This is a genomic window from Bhargavaea sp. GQ12 (genome assembly GCF_059758705.1).
In genome coordinates, this window is the sequence record NZ_JCAXEU010000013.1 from 41,707 (window position 1) to 65,579 (window position 23,873).

General features: G+C 52.6%; 28 protein-coding genes. 25 read left to right on the forward strand and 3 right to left on the reverse strand.

Features of this window, described 5'->3' with window-relative positions; genetic code table 11:
• Nucleotides 1-473: 473 nt before the first annotated feature.
• From AC6CHQ_RS11920 to AC6CHQ_RS11930, 3 genes are all read left to right on the forward strand, one after another.
• Nucleotides 474-1,091, forward strand: a complete 618-nt coding sequence (locus AC6CHQ_RS11920) for a superoxide dismutase family protein (protein WP_251239668.1) — start codon at nt 474-476, stop codon at nt 1,089-1,091.
• 72 nt (nt 1,092-1,163) lie between these two features.
• Nucleotides 1,164-1,733, forward strand: a complete 570-nt coding sequence (locus tag AC6CHQ_RS11925) for a thioredoxin family protein (RefSeq protein WP_498081618.1) — start codon at nt 1,164-1,166, stop codon at nt 1,731-1,733.
• Nucleotides 1,734-1,885: 152 nt separating this feature from the next.
• Entirely contained in the window at nt 1,886-2,800 is a 915-nt protein-coding gene (locus AC6CHQ_RS11930) for a diacylglycerol kinase (protein ID WP_498081619.1), read from the forward strand.
• Between the two features lie 96 nt (nt 2,801-2,896).
• Here AC6CHQ_RS11930 and AC6CHQ_RS11935 read toward each other — a convergent pair whose 3' ends face one another.
• Nucleotides 2,897-3,331, reverse strand: a complete 435-nt coding sequence (locus tag AC6CHQ_RS11935; RefSeq protein ID WP_498081620.1) for an NUDIX hydrolase — start codon at nt 3,329-3,331, stop codon at nt 2,897-2,899.
• 339 nt (nt 3,332-3,670) lie between these two features.
• On the opposite strand from AC6CHQ_RS11935, the gene AC6CHQ_RS11940 reads away from it, so the two are divergent.
• The 7 genes from AC6CHQ_RS11940 (at nt 3,671) to AC6CHQ_RS11970 (ending at nt 9,773) form a co-directional block, all read left to right on the forward strand.
• Nucleotides 3,671-5,035, forward strand: coding sequence for a cytochrome ubiquinol oxidase subunit I (locus AC6CHQ_RS11940; RefSeq protein WP_251239662.1), 1,365 nt, complete (start codon nt 3,671-3,673; stop codon nt 5,033-5,035).
• A complete protein-coding gene (locus tag AC6CHQ_RS11945) occupies nt 5,032-6,060 on the forward strand; it encodes a cytochrome d ubiquinol oxidase subunit II (RefSeq protein ID WP_498081621.1) in 1,029 nt (342 codons plus the stop codon). Before AC6CHQ_RS11940 ends, AC6CHQ_RS11945 begins: the two co-directional genes overlap by 4 nt.
• Before the next feature lie 21 nt (nt 6,061-6,081).
• Nucleotides 6,082-6,204 (forward strand): cytochrome bd oxidase small subunit CydS family protein, encoded by a 123-nt coding sequence (cydS, locus tag AC6CHQ_RS11950; RefSeq protein WP_498081622.1) that lies wholly within the window; start codon nt 6,082-6,084, stop codon nt 6,202-6,204.
• Between the two features lie 159 nt (nt 6,205-6,363).
• The gene (gene rlmD / locus AC6CHQ_RS11955) at nt 6,364-7,725 is read left to right on the forward strand and encodes a 23S rRNA (uracil(1939)-C(5))-methyltransferase RlmD (RefSeq protein ID WP_498081623.1); all 1,362 of its coding nucleotides are present in this window, start codon (nt 6,364-6,366) and stop codon (nt 7,723-7,725) included.
• A 197-nt stretch (nt 7,726-7,922) separates the two neighbouring features.
• Nucleotides 7,923-8,315, forward strand: a complete 393-nt coding sequence (locus AC6CHQ_RS11960) for a GntR family transcriptional regulator (RefSeq protein WP_498081624.1) — start codon at nt 7,923-7,925, stop codon at nt 8,313-8,315.
• Complete coding sequence (locus AC6CHQ_RS11965) at nt 8,303-9,184, forward strand: ABC transporter ATP-binding protein (RefSeq protein WP_498081625.1); 882 nt, start codon at nt 8,303-8,305, stop codon at nt 9,182-9,184. Before AC6CHQ_RS11960 ends, AC6CHQ_RS11965 begins: the two co-directional genes overlap by 13 nt.
• Nucleotides 9,165-9,773, forward strand: a complete 609-nt coding sequence (locus AC6CHQ_RS11970; RefSeq protein ID WP_498081626.1) for an ABC-2 transporter permease — start codon at nt 9,165-9,167, stop codon at nt 9,771-9,773. Before AC6CHQ_RS11965 ends, AC6CHQ_RS11970 begins: the two co-directional genes overlap by 20 nt.
• Before the next feature lie 74 nt (nt 9,774-9,847).
• Here the strand turns inward: AC6CHQ_RS11970 and AC6CHQ_RS11975 are convergent, their stop codons facing one another.
• Complete coding sequence (locus tag AC6CHQ_RS11975) at nt 9,848-11,464, reverse strand: thiamine pyrophosphate-binding protein (protein WP_498081627.1); 1,617 nt, start codon at nt 11,462-11,464, stop codon at nt 9,848-9,850.
• Nucleotides 11,465-11,643: 179 nt separating this feature from the next.
• Between AC6CHQ_RS11975 and AC6CHQ_RS11980 the strand changes: the two genes are divergently transcribed.
• The 10 genes from AC6CHQ_RS11980 (at nt 11,644) to AC6CHQ_RS12025 (ending at nt 17,943) form a co-directional block, all read left to right on the forward strand.
• Nucleotides 11,644-12,105 (forward strand): OsmC family protein, encoded by a 462-nt coding sequence (locus AC6CHQ_RS11980; protein WP_498081628.1) that lies wholly within the window; start codon nt 11,644-11,646, stop codon nt 12,103-12,105.
• A 147-nt stretch (nt 12,106-12,252) separates the two neighbouring features.
• Nucleotides 12,253-13,215, forward strand: a complete 963-nt coding sequence (locus AC6CHQ_RS11985) for a tRNA dihydrouridine synthase (RefSeq protein ID WP_498081629.1) — start codon at nt 12,253-12,255, stop codon at nt 13,213-13,215.
• 72 nt (nt 13,216-13,287) lie between these two features.
• Entirely contained in the window at nt 13,288-13,974 is a 687-nt protein-coding gene (locus tag AC6CHQ_RS11990; protein WP_092054931.1) for a YjjG family noncanonical pyrimidine nucleotidase, read from the forward strand.
• Nucleotides 13,975-14,079: 105 nt separating this feature from the next.
• Nucleotides 14,080-14,454, forward strand: a complete 375-nt coding sequence (locus AC6CHQ_RS11995; protein ID WP_498081630.1) for a hypothetical protein — start codon at nt 14,080-14,082, stop codon at nt 14,452-14,454.
• Nucleotides 14,455-14,495: 41 nt separating this feature from the next.
• On the forward strand, nt 14,496-15,194 hold the full coding sequence (locus tag AC6CHQ_RS12000) for a DUF2711 family protein (RefSeq protein ID WP_092054921.1): 699 nt from the start codon (nt 14,496-14,498) through the stop codon (nt 15,192-15,194).
• A gap of 30 nt (nt 15,195-15,224) precedes the next feature.
• Nucleotides 15,225-15,767, forward strand: a complete 543-nt coding sequence (locus AC6CHQ_RS12005) for an NUDIX hydrolase (protein ID WP_092054918.1) — start codon at nt 15,225-15,227, stop codon at nt 15,765-15,767.
• Nucleotides 15,761-16,108, forward strand: a complete 348-nt coding sequence (locus tag AC6CHQ_RS12010; RefSeq protein ID WP_092054915.1) for a DUF4260 domain-containing protein — start codon at nt 15,761-15,763, stop codon at nt 16,106-16,108. Before AC6CHQ_RS12005 ends, AC6CHQ_RS12010 begins: the two co-directional genes overlap by 7 nt.
• Nucleotides 16,109-16,134: 26 nt before the next feature.
• A complete protein-coding gene (locus AC6CHQ_RS12015) occupies nt 16,135-16,506 on the forward strand; it encodes a VOC family protein (RefSeq protein ID WP_498081631.1) in 372 nt (123 codons plus the stop codon).
• 52 nt (nt 16,507-16,558) lie between these two features.
• Nucleotides 16,559-17,122 carry a GNAT family N-acetyltransferase gene (locus AC6CHQ_RS12020; protein ID WP_498081632.1) on the forward strand — a complete coding sequence of 188 codons (564 nt, stop codon included), beginning with the start codon at nt 16,559-16,561 and terminating at the stop codon, nt 17,120-17,122.
• Nucleotides 17,123-17,157: 35 nt separating this feature from the next.
• Nucleotides 17,158-17,943, forward strand: a complete 786-nt coding sequence (locus AC6CHQ_RS12025) for a CPBP family intramembrane glutamic endopeptidase (protein WP_251239649.1) — start codon at nt 17,158-17,160, stop codon at nt 17,941-17,943.
• A 122-nt stretch (nt 17,944-18,065) separates the two neighbouring features.
• Here AC6CHQ_RS12025 and AC6CHQ_RS12030 read toward each other — a convergent pair whose 3' ends face one another.
• Complete coding sequence (locus AC6CHQ_RS12030) at nt 18,066-18,635, reverse strand: manganese efflux pump (protein WP_251239648.1); 570 nt, start codon at nt 18,633-18,635, stop codon at nt 18,066-18,068.
• 135 nt (nt 18,636-18,770) lie between these two features.
• Between AC6CHQ_RS12030 and AC6CHQ_RS12035 the strand changes: the two genes are divergently transcribed.
• The 5 genes from AC6CHQ_RS12035 (at nt 18,771) to AC6CHQ_RS12055 (ending at nt 23,846) form a co-directional block, all read left to right on the forward strand.
• Complete coding sequence (locus tag AC6CHQ_RS12035) at nt 18,771-19,184, forward strand: hypothetical protein (RefSeq protein WP_177168386.1); 414 nt, start codon at nt 18,771-18,773, stop codon at nt 19,182-19,184.
• A 64-nt stretch (nt 19,185-19,248) separates the two neighbouring features.
• Nucleotides 19,249-19,566, forward strand: coding sequence for a cupin domain-containing protein (locus AC6CHQ_RS12040; protein ID WP_092054901.1), 318 nt, complete (start codon nt 19,249-19,251; stop codon nt 19,564-19,566).
• 229 nt (nt 19,567-19,795) lie between these two features.
• On the forward strand, nt 19,796-20,857 hold the full coding sequence (locus tag AC6CHQ_RS12045; protein ID WP_498081633.1) for an LLM class flavin-dependent oxidoreductase: 1,062 nt from the start codon (nt 19,796-19,798) through the stop codon (nt 20,855-20,857).
• A gap of 54 nt (nt 20,858-20,911) precedes the next feature.
• Nucleotides 20,912-21,541, forward strand: coding sequence for an NADPH-dependent FMN reductase (locus tag AC6CHQ_RS12050; RefSeq protein WP_498081634.1), 630 nt, complete (start codon nt 20,912-20,914; stop codon nt 21,539-21,541).
• A gap of 259 nt (nt 21,542-21,800) precedes the next feature.
• A complete protein-coding gene (locus AC6CHQ_RS12055) occupies nt 21,801-23,846 on the forward strand; it encodes a catalase (RefSeq protein WP_498081635.1) in 2,046 nt (681 codons plus the stop codon).
• The last annotated feature ends 27 nt before the right edge of the window (nt 23,847-23,873 follow it).

Sequence of the window (23,873 nt, forward strand, 5' to 3'; positions counted from 1 at the left end):
CTCGGGGTCGGAATGTGCAGACTGGGGGACGGAACATGCAGACTCGGGGGCGGAACGTGCAGACTCAAGCGGGGATCGTGCAGACTCGGGAACGGAACATGCAGACTCGGGCAACCAACGTGTAAACTCACGGGCAGCATATGGATTCACGCCTCTTGGGTCATATCTATTAGTCTTTATCAAGTTCGCGGGAGCCTTGGTGTACTTTCGGAAGAGGATGGTGTACTTTCGCGCCGGCTTGATGTACTTTCCGGCGGGCTTACTGTACTTTCACGGCCTGATTGTGTACTTTGATGGCCGAAAATCCGCCGCAGCAAACACTCCCGAGGGGAGCTTTTCAATTGGGACAAATCTCTTAGTCTTGAAGGCGTCCTCAAAGAAATCCTGACCATAAACAGCCCTTCCGTCACGGTTTAACCTCACCGCCTTGGTCAATAGAGAAGGAGAGGCATTCTTTGAAAGGAGAGGTTCACATGAAGAAGCTATGGTACGGGGGAATGGCGAGCGGGTTGCTGGCGGCAATCTTGGCCGGCTGCGGAGGACAGGACCAGGGGACGGATAACGGAGAAACGGACACGGGTATCGAGGACACCGAAAACACGGAGACCGTCCAGGAAGATACAGGTTACAATCCGGCAGATGATGTCATTGTCGAGTTGGAAGATGTGGAAGGGGAGCCGGTGGGCCAGGTAACCCTAAGTGAAGTGGACGAAGGTTCTGTCCATGTGGAACTCGCAGTCGAGAATCTCCCGGCCGGGACGCACGCGTTTCATGTTCATGAAAAGGGAAGCTGTGAAGCACCGGACTTTGAGTCAGCGGGCGGCCACTATAATCCCGGCGACACTGAGCACGGCAAGGACAGCGAAACCGGCCCGCATGCCGGTGATTTCGACAATATAGAAATCGGTGAAGACGGTACGGCAAATGTAGAATTTGATACGGACCAGATCTCCCTGCAGCAAGACGCTGACAACACACTGTTCACTGAAGAAGGCACATCGCTTGTGATTCACGCAGGGGAAGATGATTACTCTTCGCAGCCATCCGGGGATGCGGGTGAGCGGATTGCCTGCGGCGTCATCCAGCAGTGATTCAGAAATTAAAACGGAATGATGGTTCCTTTGACTGAAATTCAGTAAACTGGATTCAGGAGGGGATGTCAGATGAAAACCGAACAGCAGTACTTTGAAGAGGGCAAAACGCTCGCCGACTATATGGAGGGCATGACGACCCACAAGGAAAACAGCGAAAAAGTATACGAAGGATTCAAATTGCCGCAGGATGACGAGTTCATCAGTCTCCTCAATGAAAAGCAGCCGCATATTCTGGTCATCACCGAAGACTGGTGCGGGGATGCGATGATGAACAACCCGATACTCCGTCACATCGTCGAGGCGGCCGGCATCGAGGCACGCATCGCTTATCGTGATGCGGACACGGAACTGATCGACCGGTGGCTCACAAACGGCGGCCGCTCGATTCCGGTTTACCTTCTTCTGGACAAGGACGGAGATGTCCTTGCCAAGTGGGGCCCGCGCGCGCCGCAGGTGCAGGAATACGTGATGGAGCAGCGTGAGTCACTCCCGCCGAAGGATGCTCCGGACTTCGAGGAAAAGCAGAAGGAACTGTTTAAGAATCTCTACGTCGAGTACACGTCCAACGCGGATTATTGGCTTTGGGTGTACGAAGATATCCGCCGTACGTTCATGGGCGCACTCCAGAAGCAGGACTGAACATCAGGCTTGCACGTTCAGCCGGACAGGCATATGATGGATGAAAGAAAGGGGAGTCGGCTGTTGCCGGCTTCTTTTTGGTGACCAACGCAACATTTGACGGCACCCGCCGTCATATCCTATATAAGAACCCAAGAAGCGAGAGGACAACCATGACCAAACGTGCACGAATCATTTATAATCCGACATCCGGCCGCGAAGTCTTCCGAAAACACCTTCCGGAAGTGCTTGTCCGGCTGGAGGAGGCAGGCTATGAGACGTCCTGCCACGCCACGACCTGCGAAGGCGATGCGACAGAAGCTGCCAAGACCGCTGTCGAGCGCGGCTTTGACATCATCATCGCTGTCGGTGGCGACGGCACCCTGAACGAAGTCGTGGCAGGGGTGAGCTGCTACGAGAAGCGTCCGAAAATCGGCCTGATCCCAATGGGAACGACAAATGATTTTGCCCGCGCCGTCCATATCCCGCGCGACATCGATGACGCGCTTGATATCATCATCGCCGGCGATACGATCCCTGTCGACGTCGGGATCGTCAACGACCGCCATTTCATCAATATTGCAGGGGGCGGCAAGATCACCGAGCTGACTTACGAAGTGCCGAGCAAGCTGAAGACCGTTCTCGGACAGCTTGCCTATTACCTGAAGGGCATCGAGATGCTGCCTTCCATTAAAGCTTCACGCGTCCGGATCGAATACGACGGGGAAGTGTTCGATGATGAGGCCATGCTCTTCCTCGTCGGCCTAACCAACTCCGTCGGCGGATTTGAGAAGCTGTCGCCCGATGCCAGCATCAACGACGGCCGGTTCAGCATGTTCATCCTGAAAAAGTGCAATCTGTATGAATTCATCCGTGTCGTCAGCCTCGCACTCCGCGGCGAGCACTTAAGCGACCCGCTTGTCATCCATGCGAAGCCGACGAAGATCGAAGTCACATCGGATGAGAAAGTCCAGCTGAACCTCGACGGCGAATTCGGCGGCATGCTGCCAGCCCGGTTTGAAAACCTCCACCGCCACATTGAAATGTTCGTCCCGATCAACGAGATTAAAGAACAGGACAGAGTGTAATTGGATGACCCCCGCTTCGGCGGGGGTTATTTGTTTGGGTAGTTCCATCCACACAACAAAAAAGATCCGGCACCCGGCCGGATCTTTTCGTTTCTTTTATAGCGCGTCAATCGCCATGTCCTGTTTTTCCGCGAGATCGGGGATATCGTTGACGGCAGCCCAGCGGATATGGAGCGTAAGTCCCTGGTCCTTGCCCTCGCCGGTGACGGTGTGTTCCCATTCATTGGGGCCGTCTCCCTTGTATTCCAGCTGGAAGATCGTGCGCTCGTATTTCCGGTCGCGATGACGGGGGAAGTACGTGTTTTTCGCGAGCTTGCCGATGAGGACCAGGTCATCCTTCTGGATACCTGTCTCTTCTTCGATTTCGCGATAAAGCGCATCCATCAAGAGTTCGCCGCGATCGATCGTTCCGCCCGGCACTTGCATACCCGACTCGGGATTGTCCTTCATCGTGTAAACGAGCAACTGCTGGTCCGGCCCGTCTCCGCGAGTAATATAAGCCAATACTTTCTTTCTGAGTTCAACCATCATAACGGCCGGCACCTCCTGTAAGTAGTTCATACATTGTACCTAATTCTTAGAAATTTCGCAACACTAAGTGTCATGATTCTGTCACTTGACCTTAACTGAATGTTCATAGCAAGCTCGAAAAACTGCCTCATTCATCGCGTTATTCCCTCATAAACCAAGGGTATACTGGATGAAGAAAGAGAGGGATGCCCCGTGTATAAGAAACAGGAACGCTGGCTAATGTGGCTCGCATTCGCCGTGGCAGCCATTATGCTGCTGTCAATTGCGGGCAGAATCTTCGGGGGATGACTATGTGTACATACCCTAATTCAGTGCATTTGAAACGAGGGGGGAAACAGGATGGGAAATGAAGAATCGGTGTTTTTTTCGAGGGTGCTCACAGAGCTGACCCTGAGCTTCCACATCATCTACGCCACGATCGGCGTCGGCGTACCGCTTATGATCATGATTGCCCAGTGGGTGGGCATAAGGAAAAATGACGAACACTACATTCTCCTCGCACGCCGTTGGGCGAGAGGATTTGTCATCACGGTTGCCGTCGGGGTCGTGACCGGGACCGCCATCGGTATGCAGTTGTCCCTGCTATGGCCGAACTTCATGGAGCTGGCGGGACAGGTCATTGCACTGCCGCTGTTCATGGAGACGTTCGCCTTCTTCTTTGAAGCGATCTTCCTTGGGATTTATCTCTACACATGGGACCGGTTCGATAACCAGAAAAAGCACTTGCTGCTGCTTGTCCCGGTCGCGCTCGGGGCCTCTTTCTCGGCAGTCTTCATCACGATCGTCAATGCATTCATGAACGCACCGCAGGGCTTCGACCTGGTGGACGGCGAACTCGTCAACATCCAGCCGCTTGTCGCGATGTTCAACCCGGCGATGCCGACAAAGGTCGCGCACGTCGTCATCACCGCCTATATGACATCTGCATTTATCCTGGCGGCCATCGCGGCGTTCCGGTTGCTTAAGGGCTCGGATCACGTGTACCACAAGAAGGCGCTGTTCCTCACAATGAAACTCGGCCTGATCTTTTCGATCGGCGCTGCCGTCATCGGCGACTTCTCGGGGAAATACCTTGCCGAATACCAGCCGGAAAAGTTGGCTGCCGCCGAATGGCATTTTGAAACCGAAGGCGAGGCGCCGTTGATGCTGTACGGTGTACTCGATGGCCAGGAAGTCAAATACGCCATCACGATCCCGTATGCCCTCAGCATACTTGCGCACTCGGACCCGACGGCCGAAGTGATCGGGCTGAACGACTTCCCGGAAGATGAAATCCCGCCGCTGTATATCCACTATCTGTTCGACACGATGGTGACGATCGGTGTGCTCATGATCATGGTTTCCGGCCTGTACTGGCTCGGCAAGCACATGAGATGGCGGTTTATCCACTCACGTTTGTACCGCTGGCTGATCGTCGCGGGAGGACCGCTGACAGTCATCGCAATCGAAGCCGGCTGGTGGTACGCGGAAGTCGGGCGCCAGCCGTGGATCCTTCGTGACATTATGAAAGTGCCGGAGGCCGCCACAACAAGCGGCCATGTCGACACGATGCTTTACCTGTTCGCAACACTCTATCTCATCCTCGGTGTCGGCAGCGTCGTCGTGCTGAGGCGGATGTTCCGCAACAACCCGGTCGAACGCGAAATCGCCGACCGAGAGGCGGAAGTCCGTGAAGGAACAAGGAAAGGCGGTGATCACCGATGAGCCTTGAAGTGCTCGGCATCACGGTCCTTATGACGTTCCTGTTCGGCTATATCATCGTCGGCGCCATCGACTTCGGAGCGGGATTCTTCAATGCCTACAGCCTGCTGACGGGGAAGGAGCACATCCTGACAAACGTCATCCAGCGCTACCTGTCCCCTGTGTGGGAAGTGACAAACGTCTTCCTCGTGTTCTTCTTTGTCGGGATGGTCGGATTCTTCCCGTCGACGGCGTTCTACTACGGCACGACGATGCTCGTCCCGCTTAGTATCGCGCTGATCCTGCTTGCGATACGCGGATCGTATTACGCGTTTGAAACGTACGGCGCCAGTGGACATAAGGGTTACTCATTTATGTACGGCCTTGCCGGCATTCTGCTTCCTGCGTCACTCTCGATCGTCCTGACGATCTCTGAGGGCGGATTCATCGACATGGTCGACGGCCAGCCGGTACTGGACTACGGTGCACTGTTCACGAGTCCGCTCACCTGGTCGATCGTCTTCCTGTCAATTGCGGCAACACTCTACATCTCGGCGGTGTTCCTCACCTGGTACGCCGACAAGGCGGGTGACCGCGAGGCGACGGAACTTCTCCGGAAGTACGCGCTCATCTGGTCGCTGCCGACGATCATCACGGCAGGCGGCATCGTCTGGGAGCTCCGCAGCCACAACGCCGAACACTACAACCAGCTGCTCGGCCTCTGGTGGATGTTCGCACTGTCCGGCGCGCTCTTTATCGGCACGGTCTACCTGCTCTGGAAACGGCACAACTACGGCCTCGCGGTCTGGCTACTGATCGGCCAGTTCGCGCTCGCCTTCTACGGATACGGCATCGCGCACTACCCGTACCTGCTGTATCCGCACCTGACGATCCACGACAGCTTCACGAACCCGGCGATGGCGACCGCACTCATCATCGCCTTCATCCTCGGGCTCGGGCTGCTCATCCCGTCGCTGTACCTGCTCCTGCGACTGTTCCTGTTCAACAAGGACTACGTGAAAGGGCGCAAAAAAGACGAACACGCCTAAAGGGCGAAGGAGGCAAAACCAATGGATGAATTCCTCATGTTCTACGCACCGTTCATCGTGCTGATCGGCGCGATTATCCTCGCCTTCATCGTCGCCCCGATGGACGGAGCGGCGACAAGGCCACCGAAGGTAAAGAAGAAGTGAGAAGAAGCCGTCCCGTGGTATGGGGCGGCTTTCGTTGTGGAGAGAAGGGGAAGGGGACGGTTTTTCTCCCTACCCGTCGGACAAACTGACTTTCTCTAATAAAAACTGCCACACTCTGATAAAATAAACCCAACTGTATTGAATCGGAGGAAATTAATTATGGCTTACGCAGTCCAACAAAACGACCGTCTAATCGGCGAAATCACCGACCTGACCCATGACGGCTCGGGTGTGGCAAAGATCGACGGCTATCCGCTTTTCATTCCAGGGGCGCTTCCCGGCGAAACCGTCGAATTCAAGGTCACCAAAACCCTCAAGAAATATGGCTTCGCCAAGCTCCTCAACATCGTCGAGCGGTCCGAAGACCGTGTTGAGCCGCCGTGCCCGGTATTCCCGGAGTGCGGGGGCTGTCAGATCCAGCATCTGTCCTATGAGGGGCAGCTGGAGCGCAAGCGCAAGATGGTCCGAGACGTCATGGACCGGATCGCGAAGCTTCCGGACGTCCCGGTCCATCCGGTGAAGGGCATGGAGCATCCGTGGCGCTACCGGAACAAGTCCCAAATCCCGTTTGCGGAGCGGGACGGCAAGGTCGTCGCAGGATTTTTCCGCCGCGGCACCCACACGATCATGGACACCGAGACATGCCTGATCCAGTCGACCGAGGCTGACGTCGTCATGCGCACGATCAAGCACAGCCTGCACGAGCTCGGCATCAAGGCGTATGACGAACAAAAGGACAAAGGCTTCCTGCGCCACGTCGTCATTAGGAAAGGGAAGGCGACCGGCGAGACGATGGTCGTTCTTGTTACCCGGAACCGCAAATTAAAGAAAAAGGACGAGGTCGTCGAACTCATCCGCAGCGTCGTGCCGGATGTGACATCGATCGTCCAGAACGTGAATGACAGAAAAACGAACGTCATCATGGGAGACGAAACGATTTCGCTCTACGGACCGCCCGTCATCACCGACAAAATTGGCGGTGTGACATTCGAAATCTCCGCCCGCTCGTTCTACCAGATCAACCCCGACCAAACGGAAGTCCTGTACTCACAGGCACTCGATTACGCCGACCTCAGCGGGAATGAAACGGTTATCGACGCCTACTGCGGCATCGGTACAATCTCGCTGTTTCTCGCGAAGCAGGCGAAGGAAGTGTACGGCGTCGAAATCGTCGCGCAGGCCATCGAAGACGCCAAGCGGAACGCCGAGGTGAACGGCTTCACGAATACCCGGTTCGAAGCAGGAGCGGCCGAAGACGTCATCCCACGCTGGTACAAGGAAGGCAAACGGTTCGATGTCCTCGTCGTCGACCCGCCTAGGAAAGGCTGCGACGAGCACCTGCTTCGTACAATCCTAGAATACCGCCCGAAACGCCTCGTCTACGTCAGCTGCAACCCGGCCACACTCGCCCGCGATCTTCGCATCTTGGAAGATGGCGGCTACAAAACGAAGGAAGTCCAGCCGGTGGACATGTTCCCGCAATCGAGTCACGTGGAAGCCGTCACATGGCTGGAGCTATAAGTTTTGTGACCATATCAAACATTTCGGGTCTCCTCATGAGGAGCCCGTTTTTTTAATGCAATTTAGTAATTGAGAAGCAGCTTCCGAATCCGGAGGCTCTTTTTTGAGATGATTTTTAAAAAGGGTTGTAAAACAGTCCCTCAAGTGTATAGAATGTATATATAGTATATAAACAATATGAGTTAAGAGGTATTTGCATGCAAATTGTTATCACGAATCATTCCAAGGAACCGATTTACAAGCAAATCTATGATCAAATCAAGACACAGATTTTGACAGATGAACTGACTGGGGGGCAGCCCTTGCCTTCAATGCGTGCGTTGGCCAAGGAGTTGGATGTCAGTGTCATTACGACGAAACGGGCCTATGAGGAACTTGAAAAAAGCGGGTTCATTTATTCCGTAGTCGGAAAAGGTTCATTCGTTTCTGAACAAAGCAATGAAATGATTGTAGAGCGAAAAAGAAAAGTAATTGAAGAACAACTGATCACCGCCATTCAAAACAGCAAAGAAATAGGGATCGGACTTTCTGAGTTAACTGAACTGCTTGCGATCCTGTACAAGGAGGAGGATGAAGGATGGAAAATGTAATTGAGCTGCATCAGGTCAATAAGTCGTTAAAGGGGTTTGCTCTAACAGATCTGACCATTTCGGTCAAAAAAGGATTTGTAACTGGGTTCATTGGTGCGAATGGGGCCGGGAAATCCACTACGATTAAATTGATGATGAATTTGTTGCAGCCGGATAGTGGGGACATTAAGATTTTTGGATTGGGTTATAAAAAACACGAACAGGAAATCAAACAGCGGATTGGGTTTGTTTATGACAGCAATGTTTTTTATGAGCATCTTACCCTTAGTGAGATGAAGAAAATCATCAAGCCATCTTATAGAAATTGGGACGATGCTGTTTTCCGCAATTATGTTGAGAAGTTTGAATTGCCCCTACAGAAGAAGTTGAACACTTTTTCGAAAGGGATGATGATGAAGGCTTCTTTAACATTCGCCTTATCGCACCATGCAGATTTAATCATCATGGATGAGCCCACGTCCGGATTGGACCCGATCTTTCGCAGGGAGCTATTGGATATTCTGCATGACCTGATGCAGAGCAGTGAAAAAACAATCCTGTTCTCGACGCATATCACAACAGACCTGGATCGGATTGCGGATTATATTACCTTCATTCATCAGGGAAAGCATATATTCTCCAAAGAGTTTTATAAAATCGAAGAAGAATATGTCATTGTAAAAGGGGACAGAAGTTTGCTGGATCCGGATACAGAACAAGATTTCATAGGAATCCGAAAGTCGAATTACGGATTTGAGGCATTATCCGCCAATAAAACACGTGTTGAATCTCTGTTTGGCGATCTGGCTGTTCTGGAAAGGCCGACCTTGGAAGAGATTATGCTATTTACAATGAAAGGGACAAAAAAACATGCTGAAGCTTATTCGTAAAGACTTGTTACTGCAGAAAAACATGTTGGTGGGCATGCTGTTGTTGCTGGTGGCAGCGATTAATTTCACTCCCTCAACCATCTGGGTAGGGATTGTGTTTTGTGTTGCGATTATCATGCAGATGTTTTCCGCAGATGAAAAGTCTTCTATTCACCTCTTGCTAAATTCCTTGCCCTATAGCCGAAAACAAATTGTCGGTTCTAAGTACGCTGGCGCAGTCGTCATCATGGCTCTTTTCTTAATGACTACGTTTTTGGGTCACTTCATGATTTACAGGGAAGTCTTTCCTTGGTCTCAGCTATTATTTATTGCTTGTGTCGTATTCTTGTTTATTTCATTTGCTTTTCCGTTTTCGTATCTGTTTAAAAGCCAGTATCTATTTATAGCTTCCGGGGTTCTATTCGTTTTGTATTTAATTATTGCCAATCAATTTGTTCCTAACCTAAATGATATCCTCAGAAATTTCACCGGAAGTATCGTTTCGATTGATAACCATATCATTTACTTATTGGTGGGTCTGGGCGTGTTGCTGCTTTATCTGTTTTCTTGGTTGCTGTCGATCCGTATTTACAGCAAAAAGGTATTCTAGGAAACTTCATTAAAAAGAAATCAAATAAGCGGCCTCAGCCTGACGAACTCAGACTGAAGCCGCTTGATCATTTTTTACTGAGTCTCCGGGAAAAACACCTGCGCCGTTTTGATATCAACAAGCGAAGGCCCGCCCGTATTCAATGCTTCTTCCATCACCGATTCAAGCTCCCCATCAGACTCAGGCCGCAACCCTTTCCATCCACACGCTTCCGCAAGCTTGACGAAGTCTGGGTTGGTCAGGTCGGTTCCGATGTCGATCGTTCCGCTGACTTTGATTTTGTCTTTCTCCATCTGCAGGGATTCGTTGTTCAGGACCACGACTGTGATATCGAGTCCATAGCGGATGGCGGTCATCAAATCGGCGAGCACCATCTGGAGTCCTCCGTCACCGACAATCGCGATGACCTGTTTATCCGGATGGATCAGTTTGGCGGTCATGGCGGCAGGGAGGCCGAAGCCCATGGTCCGCCAGTAGCCGGAGAAGACGGTCGTCTGGTTGGTCTGCCGGAAGTTGCGGTTCGTCCATACGGTGTTGTCTCCTGTATCCAGCGCGAGGATGGCGTCCGGCGCGACGGTGCGGTCAAGCGCACGAATGATTCGGGACGGATGGACGGGGTACCCTTCGGAATTGCCCTCATCTTCGTTGTCCTGAGCCCATTTTTCTTTGACTTCCTGGCATCGTGCCACCCAGTCGTCGGAACGGGAGAAGCCTTCAAGATGCTCGTTTAATAAAGGAAGCACCTCTTCTGTCGTACCGGCGATCCCAAGTTCAACCGGGATGTTCTTCTCAATCTGGTTAAAGTAGCGGTCGATCTGGATCACGCGTGCATTGGTAGGGACATGCCCTTCAGGCCACCAGGTGGTGCCTGCGAGCAGGACCACATCGGCTTCTTTGAATAACTCGGAAGCATACGGATTGCCGCCTTCGCCGATGCCTTGCAGCATGTGTGGAGCGGACTCTTCAATCAGGCCCTTACCGCCGAGGCTCACCAGGATGCCGGCTCCCCATAACTCGGCAAGTATCTGAAGTTCTTCTGCAGAACCGGCCGCTCCTGACCCGGCAAGAATCATTGGCCGTTTAGCCGACTTCATGATGACGGCTGATTTTTCCAGGCTTTCCTTTGTAAAGACAGCGGTGCCTTCGAGAACTTGGGCGAGTGGGCGCGGTGTTTCTGTCGTCTTTTCCATGAACAGATCCTTCGGTACCGACAGATGGGTGACGTCCCGTTGCCTGAGCGCGGTGCCGACCGCTTTTTCGAGGAGATCAACTGCGGCATCTGGGCTCGCCAGGTTCGCGGAATAGGCGGCGAATGGTTTTACGAGGTCCTGCTGGTTGATGAACTGCGGAGTGGCCGTGCCGAATTTGTCTGTAGGGGCCTGTCCGGTAAGCGCAAGGACAGGGGCGCGGTCGGCATGGGCGTCTCCCAGACCGTTGAGCAGGTTTGCCGCTCCAGGCCCCATTGTTGCTGTACAGACACCCAGACCGCCTGTCAGCTTCGCTTCAGCAGAGGCCATGAAGGCCGCCGTCGACTCGTGTTTGGTTGTAATGAACTGGATCTCATCCTGTTTGGCCAGCGCGTCGATGAACCCGATCGTGGCATCACCCACGACCCCGTAAATCCGCTTCACACCGTACATGGACAATTGTTCAAGCAACAGCTCTGCAACGGTCCGTTCTGTTTTTGTCATCATTATTAACCTCCCTAAAGGTACAGGCATACTTGTAACAGGATTCCACTAATGGAACCAAGGCAAACTTGTCCCCAATGCACGCTGTGTGGAGTATAGAAGCGCCAATCTAAGAAATTCCGGACCAAGAAAAATCATGCTACACTATATGAAATCAATAAATAATGAGGAGCATCAGCATGACACAACATCAGATGGCGGTACTGCGCATAAACGGCAAGGCAAAAAAGGGCTTGGAGAATACGGTCAATGTGAGGGATCTCCCGGCTTTTTCTGTCGATGAGCCCGAGCGTCTCGGCGGCACGAACACAGGTCCGAATCCGCTCGAGTATTTCCTCGGCGCGCTTTCGGCCTGCACGTCCATCATGACCTCCTATGTAGCCAAGGAGCAGAACTTCAACTATGAGGGGCTCGAGTACGATGCTTCCGGAACACTGGATCCGCGCGGTTTCCGAGGCGTAGAAGGCGTCCAGACTTATTTCCAGTTCGTCGAGCTGAATATAGTGGTCGAGACCGGGGAAGATGAGGATGCTTTGGAACGTCTTAAAGAGGCGGTAGAAAAAAGATGTCCCCTATACAATCTTCTAAAAGACGCTGGTGTTGAAGTGAACAGCCATTGGACGATTAAAAATAACGGCTAACATTGATGCATGTAAATTAGCCGGATAAGTGACCGGCCTATCCGGTCGCCTGGCTGGAATTTTCGGTAGTTATTTTCGGTAGTTAATTGATACGATTCAACAATAATTGATTGGATTGTATCTGCAATGAGAGGACTGGAGTAAGAAATGAAAGAGAATTTCTGGCGTGATTTACCACGTCCATTTTTTGTGCTTGCCCCGATGGAAGATGTGACGGATGTCGTGTTCCGCCACGTCATCGCTGAAGCCGGCAGGCCGGATGTGTTTTTCACCGAGTTCACGAACTCGGACAGCTATTGCCATCCGGAAGGGATCAACAGTGTTCGCGGCCGATTGCTTTTCACTGAAGACGAGCAGCCGATGGTGGCGCATATCTGGGGGGACAAGCCCGAGTATTTCCGCCAGATGAGCATCGGTATGGCGGAAATGGGATTCAGCGGTCTTGATATCAATATGGGCTGCCCGGTGCCGAATGTTGCCACGAGAGGGAAGGGCAGCGGACTGATTCTGCGACCGGATACTGCAGCGGAGCTGATCCAGGCGGCCAAAGCTGGGGGACTCCCCGTCAGCGTGAAGACCCGCCTCGGCTTTAATGAGGTCGACGAGTGGCAGGAATGGCTGACCCATATCCTCGAGCAGGATATCGCGAACCTTTCGATTCATCTGCGGACGAGAAAGGAAATGAGCCAGGCCGATGCGCACTGGGAACTCATTCCGGAAATCAAGAAACTGCGTGACCGTGTGGCACCGGATACGTTGCTGACGATCAACGGGGACATCCCTGACCGCCAGAAGGGCCTGGAGCTCGTCGAGCAGTACGGGGTGGACGGCGTCATGATCGGCCGCGGTATCTTCAAGAATCCATTCGCCTTTGAACAAGAGCCGAAGGAGCACAGTACGAAAGAGTACCTCGATCTCCTGAGGCTACACCTTGATCTGCACGATCAATATATCGGCCAAATACCACGTTCCGTCACCGCCCTTCACCGCTTCTTCAAGATCTACGTCAAAGGATTCTACGGAGCCGGAGAGCTGAGGAACCAGTTGATGCAGACGAAATCGACAGACGAGGTTCGGGCACTGCTGGATCAGTTTGAATCAAAAGACTGAAACACAAAAGAGCCTTTTCTCAATGAGAAGGCTCTTTTGCCATTATCGGCATGAAAGGCAGAGGATTTACCTATGAAACAGTACGATGTGATTTTATTCGATGTGGACGATACGCTAATGGACTTCGACAAGTCCGAGCAAGCGGCATTCGGCAGTGTGTTCGGGAAATATGAGCTGCCGGATGGACTTGAGCGATACAGGAAAAGCTACCGGACCATTAGCGAAGTCCTGTGGCGCGATCTGGAAAACGGGAAACTGGGCCTGGGGGAACTGGGTTCAGAACGGTTCAGGAGATTATTTCTGGAGCATGAGCTGGATATGGATGCAGTCGTTTTTAATCAGGATTACTTAGGTTTCCTTGGAGAACAGATGCATCTGGTCCCGGGAGCCGAGAAGGTCATCGAAGCCCTATCCCACAAACGCCTGGCCATCATCACAAACGGGTTCAAGAATGTGCAGACCTCCAGAATCGGGCGTTCTCCATTTAAAGATTCGTTTGAGCAGATCATCATCTCGGAAGCCACGGGATTTAGAAAGCCGCAAAAAGAAATCTTTGATTATGCGTTTGAGCAGCTGCATATCACGGACCGTTCTTCTGTCCTGATGGTCGGCGACTCTCTGACTTCTGATATTCAGGGCGGACTGAACGCCGGGGTGGACACGTGCTGGTTTAATCCGGCCAACAAGGAAAACCAAACACCGATCGTTCCTACGTATGAAATCAGTAGGCTAGAAGATCTTTTGGACATTGTCATCTGATGCGAGCCCCAGCAATGGGGTTCGTTTTTTTATTGGTCCGTCTTCAACTGGATTTGTGGTTGTGTGATAATTGGAATAGATTACTAGAGAAAAGGGGGTGCCGGTTTGAATAGCGTTACGGAAACCATCAAAACAGAGTCCATCCAATCCTTCCAATCAACCATTGGGAAGATGGAGAAAGGCCTGGCGCAGATGAAGGAGAAAGGCGCCAATACAACACTGATCGAGAAGCGGCTCCATGCGATGAGGATCGGGCTGGCCGTGTTGGAGAACGTCTGGTACCGACAATCCCATTCATACGGGCAAGAGGCATTAACAAAAGCCCGAGATGTGCTCCGCGGTCTGATTCCATCCCTCGAAAAGGCATATGCTAATTCCAAGACCGGCAGCCCCCAGCGTACATTGCTCGAACGCAGGCTGAAATCACTGGAGCTTGCGATACAGGCAATCGATGAACAATGCAGAGAATGTGATGTCTAAATAAACGATAGGAAATCGTATCAGAAAAGAGGGGGAACCGGATGGAGGAAGAAGTCAGGCACTTGCCGCCACCGCATAGGTATGCGGTCTGTTCAAATGATGAGGTCCCGATCAAGTCGTTCTATCAGGATATTTTCAGTGATGTCTTTATCTTCTTCCATCCGTTCATCAAGCCAGTGACCTTACCGCTTGAACAGTATTTTTCAGACCCTCGACTGGGAAAGCAAGAGATCATGCGGCACTGTGAAGCTGTCGGGTGGCAGGAGTTTCTTTCGCTGTCCGGAATCAAATCGGTTCGCCAACTGGATATCGGCCTTCGCACTGGGATCAGCGGACTAAAAGAAAAATATGCTGACGAACAGCTTGCTGAAAGAGTCTTTGCAGTGTGCGCGGAGCACCGTCTGGTTCCGCCAACTGAAGGGTTCTTGCCGGAGCTGCTGATCAATGACGTATTGGGTGCCGTGAAGAAAGAGGGGTACGAGTGGCTCTGGGTTGGCGACGAATTTTGCACGGAGCGGAAACTTGAATATATTGATGACCTGATCACGGGTGACATGATGGAAAGGAATAATCTGTTTACGCATGAGCAATCTCTCCTCATCACGACCCATTGGGACAGCCATTTTTCAATGATCTGCTCAAATGATGGAAAGAGGCTGGAGCGGATCGTCCAAAACTGTAACTTGGAAGGCTTCTACTGCGACGACCGGACAGAAATCTACTGGAGCGTCAGAAATTGATCCATAAACAGGGGACTAAGGGGCGATGACATGGCGGAGCTGTGGGACATCTATGATGCGGAAAGAATGAAAACAGGCAGGACGATGACGCGCGGCGGCGAATTCAAAGAGGGAGACCTTCATCTGGTCGTTCATGTGTGCATCTTCAACCGGGAAGGAAAGATGCTGATCCAGCAGAGGCAGACGTTCAAGGAAAGCTGGCCCGGCATGTGGGACCTGACGGCGGGTGGAAGCGCGACAGTTGGCGACAGTAGCCAGATAGCCGCGGCAAGGGAGCTCGAGGAGGAGTTGGGAATCCGACTCGACCTGGAAGGGGTACGCCCACAGTTGACCATCAACTTCGAACGGGGGTTCAATGACGTCTATCTGATTGAAAAAGAGATCGATCTTAGACAGCTCACCCTGCAGTACGAGGAAGTTCGTGACGCCAAATGGGCAACAGCCGATGAAATCGAAGCGATGATTGAAGATGGCACGTTCATCCCGTATTACCCGAGCCTGATCCGGCTGCTTTTTGATATCCGCAGGCAATACGGCTGCCGCATGACTGACAGGAGGCAGGCGTCATGGTGAGGATTCTTCTGCATCTAGAAGGCTTGGCCATTCTTCTGTTTGCCCTGTACCTGTATGCTTCCCATTCACTTAGCTGGCCGATGTTTTTCATCCTGCTTTTCGCACCGGATCTTGCCGCACTCGGATACCTGGTCGATTTGAAAACAGGGGCCAAGATGTATAACTACTTTCACACCACTTCTATCCCGATCGTCCTGATCATCGCAGGACTCGTCTTTAACAGCGGATTCATTCTGGCAATCGGCCTGATCTGGCTGGCCCATATCGGGATGGACCGCATGCTCGGCTACGGGCTCAAGTATCCGACCCGCTTTAAGGACACCCATTTGAGCCGCGTTTAATATCAACCAATTTAGGGGGCAATCAAATGAGCATCGGTGCATTTTCGCTTAGCCTGACTGTCAAGGATCTTCAGGCATCCAAGGAATTCTATGAGAAACTCGGCTTTTCCGCGCTTGGCGGGGACGAAGAAAACGGCTGGCTGATTCTGAAAAACGAGGACTGCGTGATCGGGCTGTTCCAGGGGATGTTCGAGAAGAACATGCTGACGTTCAACCCGGGGTGGAACAGCAACGCAGAAGAAGTAAACCCGTTCAAGGATGTGCGGGAGCTTCAGGAAGAGCTCAAGGCAAAGGGGATTAAATTCATTACAGAAGCGGACACCTCGACGGAAGGACCGGCGCATTTTGTCATCGAAGATCCGGACGGCAATCCGATCCTGGTGGACCAGCATAGATAAAAGTGAGCCGGCCCGAGCGATCGGGCCGGCATTCTGATATGAGGTGATTCAATTGGATACAAAATTCCCTGAGCTCACGACCGAAAGACTGCTTTTGAGAGCCGCCGCTCCCGCCGATGCAGATGATATGCTGCGCTACCTGTCCGACCCGGAAGTGATGAAACATACCGGCATGGAACCTTTCCAGACGACGGAAGACGTATTGGATGAAATCCGGTGGTACCGCTCCCTTGTGGAAGAAGGCAGCGGCATCCGGTGGGGTATCACGCTCAAAGAGACCGGCAAGATGATCGGAAGCTGCGGCTTCCATAACCGGGAACCCAAACATTTCCGTGCTGAAATCGGGTATGAACTCAGCCCCGAACATTGGGGGAAGGGCATTGCAAGTGAAGCCTTGCGGGCAGTGGTCCGTTACGGATTCAGCCATCTCCAGCTCGAGCGGATCGAGGCACTGATCGAACCAGAAAATGAGCCTTCTCTCCGGCTCGTGGAGAAAAACGGTTTCCAGAGAGAAGGTCTGCTGCGACATTATGAATACGGACGGGGCAGGTTCGATGATCTGTATATGTACTCCATTTTAAAAGAGGATATCGATTTAGCGGATCGGATTGGCTAAGATTCTTGAGGGAGTAGCTGAAGGGGAGTGGGAGGGTGAAGCAAATCCGGAAGAAACCTGTTGGAATGACCATAGCCCTCATCTATCTGGTCACTTTCTTTGTCCATACCGTCCTCATCTGGTTGGAAGACGGACGCGCGGTTCTGGGGGCGGTGATGGCAGTCCCGCTGATCGTCGTCTTCGCCTATCAGGCACTTTATTGTAAACTCCAGGTCAGATCCACATTGGGCCTGCACCGTCCGACCTTGAAAAACATGGTGTTTTCCATACTCCTCCCGGTATTGCTCGGAATCATTTTTCATGTCTATCTAAGCTTTCAGGACATGCAGTTTCTGGTCGAGCAGGAGAAGGAACTGGGTCTGTTGTTGGTATCCGGCCTGACCGTTGCGTCCTTATCCGCATTATTGGAAGAAGTTGTTTGGCGCGGAAACTTACATCACCTCCTGCGAAAAAAACATTCCCTGTTCCGGACAGCAATCATCACGGCTGCAGTCTGGTCGCTATGGCACTTGCCGATTGCCGTTTTTTATAAAGGATACGAGAATTTGTGGGTGGGAATCACATCTTACATTGGTCTGTTGTTCTTGATCTCCATTATGCTCACCTATGTTAGAGAAATTGGCCGATCGGTCATCCCGGCGGCCATCCTGCACGGGATGCTGAATGTCTTCTATCTGTCCGGCGGGCTGCAATCCGTAACAGCAGAACAGGAGGAACTGTCCAAATTGCTGCTTTATACGGTAGTGACGGGCATGATGGCGCTGGCTTATGGAATGCACTTGAACAACATTCAAGTCATCAAAAGAAAGTCAACGGTTTGAGAAGGAGAGGAGGCATGTCCGTGATCAATGAAATCGTTTTGAAACCACCGAGAGCGGGCCGCTCCAGTCAAACCAGGAGCACAATGACATGCGGATCAAAATGAGTGCGAGGCTAGTGCCTATTAGATGGCCATCTCCACGATTCCGATGACAATGAGCAGCCCGCCCGCAAGGACGCCGGGGTGTCGTCCTAAATAGAAGCGGGTGAGAGCGCCTCCAAAACGGTTGCCGCAATGGATCGTAAGGAAGGAGAATACCCCAATGGACAATACTGTAGCAGTCATCGGGCCTCCGCTCACACCCATGCCGAAACCGCCAGCGAGTGAATTGGCGGACAGCAGGAAGCCTAGTGGAAGGACTTCACGAACGGAGAGGATCCGGTTACCGTCTTTATCGGCATGTAAGTTGTTTTTGCAGAGAGCCTGATTTGGCTTCAATTCCTGGATAAGCATCCACACTCCGATCAAACAAAGCATGAAACCGCCAAGCCGGTTTGCGATTTGCTCTGGCATGATGTAGGCCAGGCCTTCCGCAGCCACCATGGCCAGAGCGGTGACCATCATAGACAAGATTGCAATCACAGCGTTCGAGAGGATCGGAATCCGGACTTTTTGGATGCCGTAAGCCAGGCCGAACCCCAAATTATCCAGGTTTGCTGCGATTCCCAAAAACAAAATCGTTAACCATTGCACGATCTCCTCCTCCCTCCATATCCAATCAGTATATGGGCAGAGTGAAGAAGGTACTGGGCATGATTTGTTGTTCATTATGCAATGAAGTCGGCGCCGACAAAAGCGCGGCTGAACTAGCGGGAAAGGAGCCGACAAATGAAAACTAGCATCAGGTCCATCCGATTTGAAACCACGGAAAGCGGCCCGCTCCGTCCAAACGAAGACCGGGTTCATGACGTTCGCATCACGAGGGATGGAGTAATTATCCATGAGATCATTGCCATTGATGACGCGGGAGGTATCTTCCACCAGAAAGATGAATATGAGATTGATCCGGACCAATCAGCGGCTTTTCTTGAATCTTTACTCACGGATTTTCGCGTCAATCAATGGAAAACGGATTTCGGTTCTCCGGTTCTGGAAGGAAGGACATACGAGGTGACGATCCGTTATGATGACGGATCGGTGCAGCACTCCCGAGGGACCGTTGACCTGCCGCCGGGAGGGCAGGAGATCCGGGAGGCCGTCAGACAGCTTGCGGCATTCAAACAGGAAGCGTGGATTTTCTGATAAGTGGTTTCCCGGATAGGCGGCAACGGTATAGTACTAATACCATTATGGAGGAGGCATGCATATGGATCACCAGGCACTCAAGGCGTTCCAGCAATTTGACGATAATCGGTTCACGAAAGTCGATTTCATGAAAAACGAGAATAGCACGGCATTCACGCTGAACTTCCTTCCGGGTCAGTCTATGAAGGCACACAGTCATCCTGGAAAGGAACTGTACCTTGTCGTGACGGAGGGGAGCGGCACGTTCACGGTTGATGGTGAGGAAGTCATGGCGACTAGAGGGGATGTCCTGTTCTGTGATGAAAAGGAAATGATCGGATTTGAGAATAACGGCGATAACCGGACGACTTTATTTGGAACCCTGACGAAAATTGGATAGTCTTAACGGCGGTGAAAGCCTGGATAGTGTATGACAAGTAAGCCATCCTCTAACAGAGTGGATGGCTTTTTGCGTGCCATTCAATTTATTGATTCAATAGACTTGACGAAATCGAGATATTAAAATATAGTTAATTACGAAAAGTAACCAATGTGTCCGGACGTCTCGAAAGTCGGCTCCGCCACCTCACGGCCATTTTCAATCTTTACATCAGGAGTGAAACAGAAGGATGAATTCATTGACTGGAAAGCCGGCATTTGAGATCGGCGTCTATACACTCGGCGATATTGTGAAGGATCCCCATACCGGAAAAACAGTTTCTGCTGGTCAGCGCCTAAAGGAAATTCTTGAGGCGGCAAAGCTGGCAGACCATCTCGGGCTCGACGTGTTCGGCGTGGGTGAGCATCACAGGCTGGACTACGCGGTTTCTTCACCGCCGGTCGTACTTGCTGCGGTCGCACAGGCAACAGAACGAATCCGGCTGACGAGCACGACGACAGTCCTCAGCACAGTCGATCCGGTCCGGCTTTTCGAGGACTTCGCGACACTCGACCTGCTGTCGAACGGTCGTGCGGAAGTGATGGCCGGCCGCGGAGCCTTCATTGAATCATTTCCTCTGTTTGGATTCGACACGGCGGATTACGATGCGCTGTTCGAGGAGAACTCGCAGCTGTTCCGTCTGCTGAATGAAAATGAGGTCGTGGACTGGAGCGGGCGTTTCCGCGCTCCTCTACGGAAAGCTGAAATCGCGCCACGTCCCGCGCAGCCGGAAATTCCATTCTGGATTGGTGTCGGGGGGACACCGGAAAGTGCTATAAGAGCGGGAAGGCTCGGTGCCGGCATGGCGCTTGCCATCCTTGGTGGTCCGCTCGGCCGCTTCAAGCCGTTTCTCGATCTGTACAGGCAGGCGGGTGAAGAGGCAGGACATGATCCTGATTCCCTCCGTGTCGGCGTCACGGGGCACGGCTTCCTGGCAGAGGACGGCGAAGCCGCCAGGGACATCTTCTATCCTTACTACTCGGGCTACTGGGCTGAGGTGAACCGCCAGCGTGGCATGGCTTTCCGGATGAGCCGGGAGGACTTCGGTGAAATCACCGGTCCGGACAATGCACTGTTTGTAGGCAGCCCGGAAGAAGTGACTGAGAAGATCCTCCGCCAGCATGAATTGTTCGGACACACCCGATTCCTCGCGCAATTGGACATCGGCGGCCAGCCTTATGAACAGGTTGCCCGGAGCATCGAACTCCTTGCTACTGAGGTGGCTCCGGCAGTCCGGAAAGCAATCGGTTAAGCGTAAATCGTCAAAAACAGCCTTAGGAAAACTTTTATTCAGGAGTGAATTAACATGGGATTTTTCTCTAAACTATTCGGCAGGAAACAGGAAACGGCACCAGCACCGGCAGTGCCGGAAAAACTTAAAATCGGCATCATCCTCGGTTCAACGCGTGAGGGACGCGTGAGCCCGCAGGTCGGCGAGTGGCTCAAAGGCATCGCGGACGGACGCAATGATGCTAACTATGAAATTATTGATATCCAGGATTACCAGCTTCCGTTTGTCGGAACGACCGACGGTTCGGAGCCGGGCATCGCAAAATGGAACGAGAAGCTCGCAAGCCTTGACGGTTTCGTCTTCATCGTCCAGGAGTACAACCACAGCATTTCCGGCGCCCTGAAAAACGCACTCGACACTGCGCGGGAAGCATGGGCGGATAAGCCAGCCGGAATCATCAGCTACGGTTCGACGGGCGGCGCGCGGGCGGCGGAGCACCTTCGCGGTATCCTCGGCGAACTTTCGGTTGCCGATGTCCGGACGCACCCAACGCTCTCCCTCTTTACCGACTTCGAGAACTTCTCCGAGTTCAAGCCGGCCGAGCTGCACCTCGAAAATGTCAGCACGATGCTCGGCGAAGTCAACGAATGGGCCGCTGCGTTCAAGACGGTCCGTGAAGGCGCGAAAGAACCGAGCATGGTCTAAACCAACCACTATCAAAAGTCACCATCCCATGAGGATGGTGGCTTTTTTGGTTTGAGGAGAATCATGACCAACCATGAATCTGCCAACATTCCCATTATTACTGGTTTGATAGAAGCAAGGCAGGGGAAGAAGTGTACGGATTAAGGCGAAATGGGAGACGTGGCTGCAGGTTTCTTGAATCCGGCAGTGATTACGGGTTCAGAGAGAACCTGGCCAAAACCGGGAAGCCTTGCAAAATAATGAGGAAAAGGGTGGAAGCATGGATCACAAACACGAAGGCACGACAAACAAGAAACACGAGCAGCTGGAACAGTTCCGCCGTGAGAACACCGGCAAACCGATGACCGACATCAACGGCAACAAAGTCGCCAATGACCAGAAGACGCTTCGCGCCGGCAAGCGCGGTCCGCTCCTCATGCAGGATTTCCACTTCTACAAAAAGCAGTCGCACTTTAACCGTGAACGGATTCCGGAGAAAGTCGTCCACGCCCGCGGCTACGGTGTCCACGGTGAATTCACGGCGACGGAGTCGATAAAGGAATACACGATGGCGAAATTCCTTGAACCCGGCACGAAAACACCGGTATTCGTCCGCTTCTCCAACTTCCAGGGGAATAAGGGATCTAAGGACACGGCAGTCGACATTCGCGGATTCGCCACAAAGTTCTACACCGAGGAAGGCAATTATGACATGCTGGCGCTACAGTTCCCGGTGTTTATCCTGGCCGACGCGATGAAGTTCATGGATGTGACCCATGCGGCAAAGCCGGAACCACGGCAGCACATGCCGCAGGCGACCACCGCACACGACAACTTCTGGGACTATGTCACAAGCAACCCGGAATCGGCGCATATGGTCATGTGGCTCATGTCGATGCGCGGCCGTCCGCGCAGCTGGCGCATGATGGAAGGTTTCCCGGTTAATACGTTCCGTCTCGTTAATGAAAAAGGCAAGTCCACGTTCGTCCGATTTATCTGGAAGCCGAAGCTCGGCGTCCATTCGATCACCTTGGATGAAGGGAACATGATCGGCGGTGTCGATCCGGACTTCCACCGCCGTGACATCATCGAAGCGATCGAGAGCGGTGCATATCCGGAGTACGACCTGTGTGTCCAGCTGATTGAAGAGGAGGACGAGTTCAAGTTCGACTTTGATATCCTCGACGACACCAAGCTGTGGCCGGAGGAGGAAGTGCCGCCGAAGGTGGTCGGCAAGATGGTGCTGAACCGCCTCCAGGACAACTTCTTCGCCGAAACGGAACAGTCCGCTTTCAACCCGGCAAACCTCGTCCCGGGCATCGAGTTTACCAATGATCCGGTGCTGCAGGGCCGTTCGTTCGCCTACCGTGATACGGAACTCCATCGCCATCACTCCGCGAACTATGAAGAACTGCCGATCAACCGGCCGATTTCCGACGTGAACCACAACCTGCGTGACAGCTACCTGAAGTATCCGATCGAGCAGGACAATGTGCACTTCCACAACAACATGCAGGCGGACAACACGCCTCATGAAACTCCAGCCCCGGAAGGTTACGAGAATTATCCGGAGAAGGTGGAAGGCCATGTGACGAGGGAGCATCCGAGTGATTCGTTCCAAGATTACTACTCTCAGCCGCGCATGTTCTGGAACAGCCTATCGATGCCGGAGAAGCAGGACCTGATCGAGTCGTTCAGCTTCCATGTCGGCGGCGTGAAAAACAAGGAACTCCGTCAGAAGACGGTGGAGATGTTCGCGAACGTCGATACTGAAATGGCGACGATGCTCGCGCAAAACGTCGGCGCGACACCGCCGAAAACCAAGCATGTCGACTATGAAAAAAGCTTTCCTTCCCTGAGCCAGCTGAATTCGCCGCATTCGGCGATGACTTCCAGGGTCGCGGTCGTCATCGGTGACGGATTCGACGAGCAGGAAGTCGACAAAGCACTTGCTGCGCTGAAAGGCGTCGGAGCGGTAATCGACATTATTTCCGAGACACTGGCTCCGGTAACAGGAAATAACGGTATGGAGCTTACGCCGACCAATAGTTTCCTGACGGTCCACCCGACTCTGTATGATTCGGTCTACCTGGTCGGCGGCAAGGCGAAGATGAATCAGCTCAAATTCGACCAGGGCGCGATGGACTTCTTTAAGATGCACTACATGTTCATGAAGCCGATTGCCGTCGGGGCAGGTGCCGCCCAGTATGCCATGAGCACCGAAGCCAATAACCTGGACGGCGTCGTCATGGCGGAAAACAATCCGGAATTCGCGGACCAGTACATCGAAGCACTTGCGATGAAGCGTTTCTGGGACCGTACCTGATAAAAAGACAAACACGCCCGATCCGGC